This is a genomic window from Trinickia sp. (assembly GCF_036503415.1).
In the GTDB taxonomy this organism is placed as follows: domain Bacteria; phylum Pseudomonadota; class Gammaproteobacteria; order Burkholderiales; family Burkholderiaceae; genus Trinickia.
In genome coordinates, this window is record NZ_DASXWY010000141.1 from 1 (window position 1) to 10,473 (window position 10,473).

9 protein-coding genes are annotated in these 10,473 nt (G+C 60.9%); 5 read left to right on the forward strand and 4 right to left on the reverse strand.

The window, feature by feature from the left end:
* The 3 genes from VGL01_RS17530 to VGL01_RS17540 form a co-directional block, all read right to left on the reverse strand.
* Positions 1-757, reverse strand: a 757-nt coding sequence (locus VGL01_RS17530; RefSeq protein ID WP_331571514.1) for a hypothetical protein, incomplete at its 3' end; no start/stop codon positions are given.
* Positions 758-759: 2 nt separating this feature from the next.
* Positions 760-1,419 carry a PAAR domain-containing protein gene (locus VGL01_RS17535; RefSeq protein WP_331571516.1) on the reverse strand — a complete coding sequence of 220 codons (660 nt, stop codon included), beginning with the start codon at positions 1,417-1,419 and terminating at the stop codon, positions 760-762.
* A gap of 358 nt (positions 1,420-1,777) precedes the next feature.
* Entirely contained in the window at positions 1,778-2,752 is a 975-nt protein-coding gene (locus VGL01_RS17540; protein ID WP_331571518.1) for an AraC family transcriptional regulator, read from the reverse strand.
* A gap of 130 nt (positions 2,753-2,882) precedes the next feature.
* Here VGL01_RS17540 and VGL01_RS17545 point away from each other — a divergent pair, with 130 nt between their 5' ends.
* From VGL01_RS17545 to VGL01_RS17555, 3 genes are all read left to right on the forward strand, one after another.
* Positions 2,883-3,419: a carboxymuconolactone decarboxylase family protein gene (locus VGL01_RS17545; RefSeq protein WP_331571520.1), complete on the forward strand. Its 537-nt coding sequence runs from the start codon at positions 2,883-2,885 to the stop codon at positions 3,417-3,419.
* A 217-nt stretch (positions 3,420-3,636) separates the two neighbouring features.
* Positions 3,637-4,470, forward strand: coding sequence for a DMT family transporter (locus VGL01_RS17550; protein WP_331571522.1), 834 nt, complete (start codon positions 3,637-3,639; stop codon positions 4,468-4,470).
* Positions 4,471-4,606: 136 nt separating this feature from the next.
* The gene (locus tag VGL01_RS17555; RefSeq protein WP_331571524.1) at positions 4,607-5,098 is read left to right on the forward strand and encodes a DUF4410 domain-containing protein; all 492 of its coding nucleotides are present in this window, start codon (positions 4,607-4,609) and stop codon (positions 5,096-5,098) included.
* 131 nt (positions 5,099-5,229) lie between these two features.
* Here VGL01_RS17555 and VGL01_RS17560 read toward each other — a convergent pair whose 3' ends face one another.
* A complete protein-coding gene (locus VGL01_RS17560; protein WP_331571526.1) occupies positions 5,230-5,835 on the reverse strand; it encodes a ParB/Srx family N-terminal domain-containing protein in 606 nt (201 codons plus the stop codon).
* Between the two features lie 610 nt (positions 5,836-6,445).
* On the opposite strand from VGL01_RS17560, the gene VGL01_RS17565 reads away from it, so the two are divergent.
* Together VGL01_RS17565 and VGL01_RS17570 are read left to right on the forward strand one after the other, a co-directional pair.
* Positions 6,446-8,614 carry a filamentous hemagglutinin N-terminal domain-containing protein gene (locus VGL01_RS17565; protein WP_331571528.1) on the forward strand — a complete coding sequence of 723 codons (2,169 nt, stop codon included), beginning with the start codon at positions 6,446-6,448 and terminating at the stop codon, positions 8,612-8,614.
* Positions 8,599-10,410 (forward strand): ShlB/FhaC/HecB family hemolysin secretion/activation protein, encoded by a 1,812-nt coding sequence (locus VGL01_RS17570; RefSeq protein WP_331571530.1) that lies wholly within the window; start codon positions 8,599-8,601, stop codon positions 10,408-10,410. Before VGL01_RS17565 ends, VGL01_RS17570 begins: the two co-directional genes overlap by 16 nt.
* Positions 10,411-10,473 lie beyond the last annotated feature (63 nt).

The following is a 10,473-nucleotide window of genomic DNA, read 5'->3' on the forward strand; positions in this document are numbered from 1 at the left end:
GGTACAGATCGTTTCCAGCTTCGGCCGCTATTCCCCCCAGGTTGCTCCCGATGAACACCAGCGCGACAGCGCACGCGGGCTCAGCGGGGCCGCAAACGAATGAGACAGCGAGCCCTGCAAGGCTTCCACCAATCATGCCACCCGCGATGATGCTTCCCTGTCGAGAGGCCTCTTTCACTTTGTCCTTGGCGCCAATGACTTCGCCGGTCGCGATAATGGCCGTGAAAAGAATGGCGACGCGGGCACTGACCTGCAACCGGCGGACCTTGGCTGAGACGTCGGCATTGGCGCCGCCGGCTTTCTTCAGCACAGTGTAGTAGACAGCGTTACGCTGTTCAGTCGTCAGCCCATCGAAGTTCTTGCCGAACTGAGCCTGAGCGTACTTGTTCAGGTAGTAGTCGAATCCTCTGGATTTGAGCTTTAGTGCTTCGGCCTTTGCGACTCCGACGGCGGACGTGTACTTTCGGTACTCGACGAAGAGCTTGTCGCGCAGTTGGCTGCAATATTCGGCACCCTCCTTCACAGTCATGTTGCCATTGGCGACCTCCTGCCTCACCTGGTCGGAGATTTCCCTGATGTGCTTGCTGTATTGTTGGCGAACCTTGTCATCGCTGATTGCGTTGACGGCGAAGGTCGTAGCGATTGCCTCGTAGTCCGCGATGGCTGCTTCCAGCAGACCGCTCTTGATGTCGTGAACCAACTGGGTGTTGAACGAGCCACTGGCGACCGTATTCTTGCTTGCTGTCGTATCCGCCATGTTCACCCCACCATCGCCATTAGGATGTTGCCCATGACTGACTGACCGCCGGTCTGCCCGGCAGCGAGTACCACATCGACCTTCTGACATACGGAGGCGTTGGGGCGGTCAAAATGCACTTTGTTGTCGGAATCGAAGATGCCTTCTTCGACGGAGCCGTCGGCGAAGTGAGCGTGGCAACGTAAGCCTTCGCAACTGCCTGCATCTTTCAGAGAGAACCGAATCCAGTGCTCGCTTGCCGGCTCGTCGGCGAGGGAATTGCCTGTCGGACCGAAACCCATGCTCGCCAGTTGATGAGCGTCGAAGCGTTGGTACCTGTCGAACTGCGAGGCGACCATCGTGGGACGTGGGTCACATTTGCACTCGCAGATATCTCCCTCCAGCGCAGGCTCTTTGCCCATCATCGAACCAGGCCAGCGTGGACCCTTCGGAACGATGCGTCCGGTCGATTTGCAAGCGGGACAGGCGACCGGTGCTCCGACGTAGGTGAGCTCAGTACCGTGATGCTTCATCATCGGGACGCCGTCCGTTACGGTGCCGCCGACAGACGACTTATCGCCGACTAATAGATAGCTACGTTTCATGATGATGTTGCCCTCGGTATTTTTGTATTCAGGGTCGAATAAATAGCACAGGCGTCGTGCGCCTTGCAAGAAGGCCATCAAAACAGACTTCGTAGCTGGGCAATCGAAGACGGTATGCCATTCCGCACGTTCCGGGAGTGCTTGCCGCCGCTGCCTGACGGGAGAGCTAGGCTTCTGAGGATTCGGCCGCGTTGAACCCAAGAGAGCACGGTTGGAAATTCCCTGCCTTATGCATTCGGCATTTTCACGTTATGCATTTGCATCGACTCGAGAGCCTCGACTGGCAATGGACCGTTTCTCGACTTATGCAACCATCTACATGTTTTGTAGTTAGCCTCATAAGCTGAGAAAAACGGACCCATAAGCCAAGAAACTTATGGGTCTTTTTTATTGATGGTTCAGGCTTATGGACAACTCATCGACACTCACCCAGCCGTTAGCGCCTATCCTCGGATGCCCCGATGCTCGAGGAGCGGGCGCGCCACTTCGCTGGCGTCACGCCTGTTTGCCGTTTGAACATGCGCTGAAACGCGGCCTCCGATTGATATCCCACCGCTTCCCCGATCTCGGCCACAGACATCCCCGTTTGCGCCAGTTTGCGTCCAGCGAGCGCCATGCGAATGTCCGTGAGCACGTCGCTCGCTGAGCGGTTGATGGCACCCTCGAAGTGACGTGCGAACGTGGCGCGCGACATGTGACAGAGTTCGGCCAGCTTGGGAAGCGTCCACGGCTTCTCCGGTTCGTCGAACATGGCCGCGAGAGCAGGTTGCAGGCGCTGACGCTGCGCAAGTGCAAGCAGGCCGCGGGGCGCCTGGTCGGTCTCGGAGGCGCAGCGCAGAGTCAGCGCGAACAGCGCGCCCGAAAGCTGATTGACGACCGTCGCGCTGCCCGGCCGTTGCTCGAACGCTTCCTCACGCATCAATTCAATGAGTCGGGCAAGCCGGGTTGCTGCAAACGCGGCGTCGCGCGTCTGGACGTCGCCCTCGCTCACGCTGCTCACCAGCAAACGCCCCGGCAGATGATCGCGCATCAGTTGCTGCGGAACAGCCGGCAGTACGAAGCGCCCGCACAGCACATCGGCGCCCCCGCGTGCGCTGCCATTCGTGACAATGGTGAGGCCGTCCTTGTGCCGCTCGCGAGCTGCCCGGGGGCGATCGCCGCTGCCGTCGTGCAACGTGTGAGCGCTGCCGGAAGGAAACAGCACGATATCGCCGGCTCTCATGCGAAGCGCCGGTTCGCTGCCTCCAGTGTCGCTTTCGACGACAGCCTCGCCGCGCAACAGCACGTGGTAGGGGAATTCCCACTCGTTCGACTCGGATTGGTCGATGCGCCATGGCGAGCCGAAGTGGCACCGTACGTCGAGCCGTCCGGTGACCGGCATCAGCGAGAGCAGTCGGTCCAGCAGTTCCATATGAGACGTTTGAGCATGAAATTGCGGAAGTATGGCATTAAAGAACTCGCCGCACATCCCTACACTGACTCCCATGCCATACGACATGGCTAAGCAGTTCAACCATCAACCGTGAAGGAAGGAGTCAATCATGTCCCGTCTGACCACCATTCGCCCTGAAGAGGCAACCGGCGCAGCCGCTGAAGTGTTCGCGAAGATCAAGAAGGCCGCCGGCAAAGTACCTAATGCATACGCGACCGTCGGCACGCACAGCCCCGAAGCGCTCAGCGCGGCGCTCGCGTTCGACGCCGCGGTGGCTGCCAGCACGCTTGGCAAGGCAGACATCGAAGTCATCAAGCTGGCCGTCAGCGAATACGTCGGCTGTGACTACTGTGTCGCTGCGCATACGCTGATGGGCAAGCTTGCGGGGCTGTCGGGCGATGACATGAAGCAGGTGCGCGCTGGTGTTGCAACTGGCGACGCGAAGCGCGACGCGCTGGTGACGTATGTGCGAACGCTGGTCGGTACGCGTGGCACTGTGCCCGAAGCGGTTGTCGACGCGGTGCGCACGGCCGGTTACACCGAACGCCAGATCATCGAGATCAACCTCGCCATCGCGTCCATTACGTTCACGAATCTCGTGAACCGCGTGAACGACACGACGCTCGATTTTCCGGAAGTCAGGTAACGCGTAGTGGCTTGTGCCGAGGGTTGCAATCGAAGGACCGGTCTCTTAGCCGTTCTGGACGAGAGACCGGTCATTGACGACTGGCTCGCTTTTACTTTGCGCGCTCACGCGCGAAGTGGCTCGGATTTCAAATGCGCTTGACGACCTTGAACCGCGTACGACGCGCGGTATAGTGCGCCTACGGGGCTGCAAGCCCCTGACTGGCATCGAGGGTTTCATGCCGCGCACACGGATCGCCTTGCTTACCGTCCTCGCGATGCTCGCCTTTGCGGGGAACTCGTTGCTTTGCCGCTTGGCGCTGCGTAGTGGTGCAATCGATGCGGCGACATTTACGCTGGTGCGGGTGGTGTCCGCCGCGCTCGTGCTCTGGGTGATGGTGCGGGTGCGGAGCGGTCCGCAGGGTATAGCGGGCAATTGGTATTCGGCGTTCGCACTTTTCGCTTACGCGTGCGGATTTTCTTTCGCATACGTCGCTCTTCCCGCGGGGACGGGTGCGTTGCTGCTCTTCGGTGCCGTGCAGGCCACGATGATCGGATACGGCCTTTGGGCCGGCGAACGTCTGCGTGCACGTCAATGGGTGGGCTTGGCGTTCGCGCTCGGCGGTTTGATCTGGCTCGTTCTGCCGGGAGTTTCGGCGCCGCCGCTGCGGTCTTCCCTTTTGATGCTGAGCGCCGGCGCGGCGTGGGGTATCTATTCGTTACGCGGCAGGCGCGCCGGCGATCCGACGACGACCACCGCAGGAAATTTCCTGCGAACGGTGCCGTTCACGGCGGCGACGAGTGTACTCGCGTTCGGGGCGTTCTCGTTCGAAGCATCCGGTGTGATGTATGCCATGCTTTCCGGGGCATTGACCTCCGGCATCGGCTATATCCTTTGGTATGCCGCCTTGAGAGAGCTGAAGGCGGCTACCGCGGCCGCCGTGCAATTGAGCGTGCCGGTCATCGCAGCGATGGGAGGCATAGCGCTGCTCGGCGAACCGCTGACGCCGAGGTTATTGGCCAGCTCGGCCGCGGTGCTCGGAGGTATCGCGTTGGTCATCGTCAGGAAGTAGCGCAGCCGTGGCAGGCCGCTGCCGCGCCACTTTCAGTCCCCCTTAATTTCGTCCCCGATCTGCCGTTATCGACAGTGTCCGTCCTCAATGCAAAACGGGGGGATGGAATGCGAAAACCAATCAAACGAGGGAAACGATGATTTCGAAGATTTTTGCAATCTCGGGGGCGGTGGCTGTGCTCACGCTGGCAGGCTGTGCCGCGACGCAGCCGAATATCGATGCCGCGCATACCGGCAATGCGCAATTGAAAACGAGCTTGGGTTCAGGCGTGGCAGAGCCCACCCTCGATACCAATGGTCACGAGATCAGCGCGGCGGTGCGCGCCGGGCTGATCGACGCGTTCGACCAGCAAGCGAAAAAAGCAGGCGTGAAGGTCGGGCCGACCGGCGTGCCGGTCAAGATCACCGTTACCGACTACGCCGCGCGATCGGGCGTCGCACGCGTCATGCTCGGCGTTTTTGCCGGGCGCGATCACATCAAAGCGACCGTCAATGTTGGCGATGCGAGTTTCGAAGTCGAAGACGAAGCTCATTCGGCCATCAACGGGATCGACGTCGTCGCGGAAGATGTGGGCATCGAGGCAGCGAACGGCGTGGCCAAGCTGGCCGGCTTGTCCGTGGGTCAATAAGAGCGCCTGCGGCCTAAGTCCAAGTACTGGGCCTTGGCGTTTTCAAGAACCGCTGGGGCACAGTGGGCGGCTATCGCAAGCTCCTGATATCGAGAAATATGATCGACAGGCAACTCCGCGACGAAGCCCATTCACCTCGCAGCCTCAGGACGATACCCCGGAAGCGCTCGCGCCTCCGGGGTATGCGCAAAGCGAAATGCCGTCGCCAGCATCTCGGCAAATCCCTCGATCGTCCCCGAGTCGCCGCTGACGTGTTCTCGCAGATAGTCGGCCCATGCAAATTTTGCGTTGAACTCCCCGGGGTTTTCAAACACACGGGCGATGCGCAGAAAGGCCGCGAGGCTTTGATACGGGTCGTCCGGCATCTGCGCTATCGAAGGTGGCAAAGTCCCGATGTCGACTTTTTCGCCCCGCTCGTTGAAGGGATGGACCCAACCTCGCTCCATCATGGCCGCAAGGAAGTCGATGTCGTCGAGGTCGCGGAAATCCATCTTGACCTGCACCGGCGCGCGTTCGATGCCCAGTTCGATCCATGCTCGAGCCCAATGATGATGATCGATGACATGCAGCACGCTGCCGGGACCGCGCACGACCGCAATCGCACGCTGCTCCATGAAGGCATAGCGCGAATCGGCGCAAACCGCGCGGGTCTCGGCCATTTTTCGTCTGACGTGAATCATGCCAACTGCGAACTGGGTGGGGCGCAAATCGCGCAGCGTGGCAGAAGATTCCTTCATTGCCTTCCCCCCTCGGGATCGCCGGCCGTCATGTGTGCAATCGGCCATTCTTCCCGCAGTGAACGATGCGTGGATGGACAACCCGTATTGACGCAACGAGCGTTCCAAAGAGGTTGCGGCGATTCGGCTGCTTCCTCAAATGATGCGTTGAGCGGTATTCCGGCGCATGACTCGAAGCCGGGAAACAGTCAGATTTTTGCAACAGCAGACACGCCCTTTGCCGAGCGAGCATAGAAAGGAAGTGGAAACAAATGGATAGTAATTTGAAAGAATTCGGTGCGCATGATTTTGCGACGATCTCGATGTCGTCAGCTATACAGCGATACCTAGCCTGTGGTCGCAAGGATCTGCTTGCACTCGTCGAACATTACAAAATTCGAACGACATTGAACGAAGCCGTGAGTCGCCTGCCGGAGACCTTTCAATTCGAAAGAATTTTTGTAACCATTAGTAACGGATTTGTCTGATAGCATTTCTCCCGTTTGCCGTGGCGACAGGCACAGACAGTTTCAAGCCCGCGGCAAAGAGATTTGCAAAAAGAAAGTTCGTATAACAAGCGCATGAGCGAGAGGCGATACAAACGGCCCCGTCGACGCGCAGAGAGAAGACCATGCAATTCCGTAACCACCGTGCGGGGCTCACGGGTGAGACGGTCGATACGCAACGGAGGACGCCGTCGTGGTTCGGTCGATATCTGGGCACTGCGGTATTTCTATCGATCGCCGTACCGCATTCGGCGCAAGGCGCAGGCGCGCAAGGCATCGTCGCTGACGGCGGCACGGCCACCACTGTCTCGACCGCTGCGAACGGCCGGCAGACGATTGCAATCGCGCCCGCCGTTTATGGCGTATCCAACAACACCTACACCAGCTTCAACGTCGGCAAAGCCGGCGCCACGCTCGACAACTCGGGCATCAACGCTCGCACGATCGTCAATCAGGTCACCGGGACGAACCCAAGCCTGATTCAAGGCGACATCACCGTTGCGGGCCCGCGAGCCAATGTCATCCTCGCGAACCCGAACGGCATCACCGTCAATGGTGGCTCGTTCGTCAACACGGGTCACGTCGCACTGACGACGGGCCAAGTCAGCTTCTCCGACGTGCAACTGGCCTCGGGCCAGTTTCAGCGCAACGTCGTACTGAACACGCAGGGCGGCACCATCGTAATCGGCGCCGGCGGGCTGGCCGGTACATTGATCGGGCTCGAGCTCATCGCCAAGCAGATTCAAATCAACGGGCCCGTGCAGAACAGCTTCAGTTCGGGCACCGCCTATGTGCGTGCAGTGGCCGGTACGACGCAGGTCACGCTGAATACCGGAATCTCCCCCAATGACAACGGCAACGATTGGCTCTCGCTTGCCAACAGTCAGATCGCCAATCCGAATGCCATTGCCATCGATGTCGAGCCGACGGGCAGCATCACGGCAGGCAGCATCCACCTCATTGCGAACGACCTCGGTGCAGGTGTTCGCAGTGCCGGCACACTCGCTGCAAACGCCGGCGATTTCATGCTGACTGCGGCGGGAGACGTTCAATTGCTTCAGGGCAGCAGCATCGCGGCAGCCGGACGCATCACCGCACAGGCTGGCGGCGCAATCTCGCTGACGGCCGCCCACGTTCAATCGGGTGGCGACATCGCGTTCTCGAGCAGCGGCTTCTCGGCGTCGAACGCGGGCACCAGCGAATCGACGATCGCGTCGGCAGAGGGCGGCGTTCTCATCAAAAGTACCGGTGACATCTCCAATACGAGCAGCCTGATCCAGGGCGTCACACGCATCTCGGACAACACCGAATCGAAGGGCGCTGTCACGCTCTCGGCTACCGGCGAAGTGACGAATGCGTCGGATACCTCGCAGCCTTCGACACTCGGCGTCATCTTCGGCAGCAACGACGACGTATCGCTGACGGCGGGCGGTAATGTGACCAACCGCAACGCGCGTATCGAATCGAACTACAGCGTTTCAATCGCGGCTCAGGGCGATATCGATAACGTCATCGACCATACCGAAGGCGCAAATGGCGGCAAGTTGACGAGCTACTCGAGCCACGGTCATCGCTGGCTCGTTTTCGCGGCGAACGACGACGGCTTTTCGGTCGACTATGGCGCGCTGCCCGCGCCCGCGCAACTCTCGTACATCGTGTCGGACGCCGGCGGCGTCTCGCTGACCGGCCGCAACGTCATCAACGGCGGCGGCAGCGTCATCGCGAACGGTGACAAGACGCCGGACGGAAAGCTGCTCGCGAACGGCGGAAACATCGCGATCACGGCGCAGCAACAAGTTGTCAATCAGGCCATGTTCACCGGATCGGCATCGTTTCGCCGCTCCTGCTTCATCGTTTGCCATCAGAGCGCATCGAGCACCATCCAATCGTTCGGCGGGGCGATCGAGGCAAGCAATGACATTGCGATCACGGCCGGCACGCAGGCCGTCAACATCGGCGGCAACGTCTACTCCCAAAACGGCAATGTGACCGTCACCGCACCCATCGTCTCCGCGCAAGGGGTGAGAGGCTACACCGCGTACAACCGCAACACGGGGCTGAAGGCATGGTTCGGCAATAGCTGGGCGGCGATTTACGCGGCCGATGACGGCGGGCTCTTCACTGCCGCATCGGGCGAAGTGCGTCTTGTCGGGCAGGGTGTCGTACAGGGTGGTGCGTTTTCGGGAGCAAAGGGTGTGAGCGCAACGAATGGCATCGTCACGATCGCTCCGCCTTATCGGCAACCGATGGGAATCGGTAATCACGTCGGGCTCGTGTCATGGCTCGGTCTGTGAGAACGGCACTCGTTCGTACCGTGGCCACCTGCGCGCTCGTGAGCGCGGCATGGCAAGCGGCTGCGCAAACGCCCCCGCCGCCTGGCTTGCCGCCCGCGCTGCCTGCCGTGCAAGACCCGGGGCAGCGCTTGCTCGACGAGCAACGGGCACGTCAACGCCAGCGCGAACTCGATGCCGCGCCGGCGCAGATTCAGGCGGCGCCCGGCGCGCTGCCCACGATTCCGAATCTGCCAGCGGGTGCAGACATCGAATCGTTGCCGGAGACCGGGCCGACGTTTCTCATTGAGCATGTCGTTTTTGCCGGCGACACGGTGTTGTCCGCGCGACAACTCGATGCGGTTGCGCATCCGTTCATCGGCAAGCACCTCGGCCGCAATCGAATCGATCTGCTGCTGCGGCGCTTGACCGAGGCCTATATCGCCGAGGGCTACATCACCACGCGCGTCTATTTGAGCACGCCGCAGAATCTGGCATCCGGCACGCTGTCGGTCACCGTCGTGCCGGGGCGCATCGAAGGCATCATGCTCAACGGCGCCGCATTGCGTCCCGCGCCGCCCCTGCCCAAGAGCGGCTTGCCGAAGACGAGCGGCGGCGGATTGCTGACGGATGCCGGTACCGCATGGGCGTTTCCCGAAGGCGTCGGCGACGTACTGCGGCTGCCCGATCTCGAACAAGGCGTGGACCAGATCAACCGCTTGCGGCGCAACCAAGCACAGATCCAGATCCTGCCGGGACAGGCCAGCGGCGAATCGATCGTCGCTATCGAGAATGCCTACGGCAAGCGTTTCGCCTACAACTTCGGCATCGACAACTATGGTTCCTCCTCGACGGGAACGCTGCGATATCGCGCGGGTGCGGAAGCCGATAACGTGCTCGGCTTTCAGGAATCGTTCGGCATCTCCTACATCGGCACGACCGACAGCAATGCGGTCGTCTTCTCGGCTGCCGTGCCGTACGGCTTTCACACGTTCAGCTACACGACTTCGGTGTCCGAGTATCAGCAGGCCATCGGCGATACCGCCTTGTTGATGGGCCGCACGTTCAGTCAAAGCATCGGCTGGAACTACGTGTTTGCGCGGTCTTCGGCGTCGCGCTTCGCGGTGGATGCGACGCTGACGAAGCTGCGCGCCGAACGCGACATCAATGACATCGATCTCGCGCCGCAGAGTCTGACGGTCCTGCGCGTGGGCGTATCGGGCCTTTGGCACTTTTCATCGCATGGCGAACCCGCTGCCTTCACCGCGGAAACCGGAGTGGCGCAGGGCGTGCCGTGGCTTGCCGCGGTACACGACGCGCATGGCATCGGCGAGGCCGACGCGCACGCGCAATTCACGCGTCTCGACTGGAGCGCCACGCTGCAAATGCCGTTAGGGCATATCGGGCCGACCGCCTGGACTTATCGCGGCACATTCACCGGCCAATACAGCCACGATGCGCTGTTCGGCAACGAACAGCTCTTTCTCGGCGGCAGCGACACCGTGCGCGGTTTCACGCAGGGCAGCGTCAGCGGCGATAGCGGGTTTTATCTGCGCAATGAATGCGTCTGGACCAATGCGCCCGCATGGCGCGATGGTCATTGGGAGTCCTATGTATTCGTCGACGGCGGCAAGGCGCATCTCGTCGCGCAAGGCGGTTGGCCCACGCTAGTGGGAGCCGGCGCCGGCGTGCGCGCGCAATGGAAGGTGCGTTCGAGGCTGGTTTCAGGCGAATTACTTGCCGGACAGGCACTGACGCAGCCTGCCGCGATGGGACGCAAGGCGAGCGTAGTGCTTTTCACACTGAACTTGGCGACGTAGCTCGCGAGATGCGCGAGCTGCGAATGCCGATTGATCCCGAGAGGGGAAGGACGAGGCGATGAA

Coding starts and splice junctions, on each gene's coding strand:
- VGL01_RS17535 (WP_331571516.1), bottom strand. CDS start 1,419: ATGGCCTTCTTGCAAGGCGCACGACGCCTGTGCTATTTATTCGACCCT.
- VGL01_RS17540 (WP_331571518.1), bottom strand. CDS start 2,752: ATGGAACTGCTGGACCGACTGCTCTCGCTGATGCCGGTCACCGGACGG.
- VGL01_RS17545 (WP_331571520.1), top strand. CDS start 2,883: ATGTCCCGTCTGACCACCATTCGCCCTGAAGAGGCAACCGGCGCAGCC.
- VGL01_RS17550 (WP_331571522.1), top strand. CDS start 3,637: ATGCCGCGCACACGGATCGCCTTGCTTACCGTCCTCGCGATGCTCGCC.
- VGL01_RS17555 (WP_331571524.1), top strand. CDS start 4,607: ATGATTTCGAAGATTTTTGCAATCTCGGGGGCGGTGGCTGTGCTCACG.
- VGL01_RS17560 (WP_331571526.1), bottom strand. CDS start 5,835: ATGAAGGAATCTTCTGCCACGCTGCGCGATTTGCGCCCCACCCAGTTC.
- VGL01_RS17565 (WP_331571528.1), top strand. CDS start 6,446: ATGCAATTCCGTAACCACCGTGCGGGGCTCACGGGTGAGACGGTCGAT.
- VGL01_RS17570 (WP_331571530.1), top strand. CDS start 8,599: ATGGCTCGGTCTGTGAGAACGGCACTCGTTCGTACCGTGGCCACCTGC.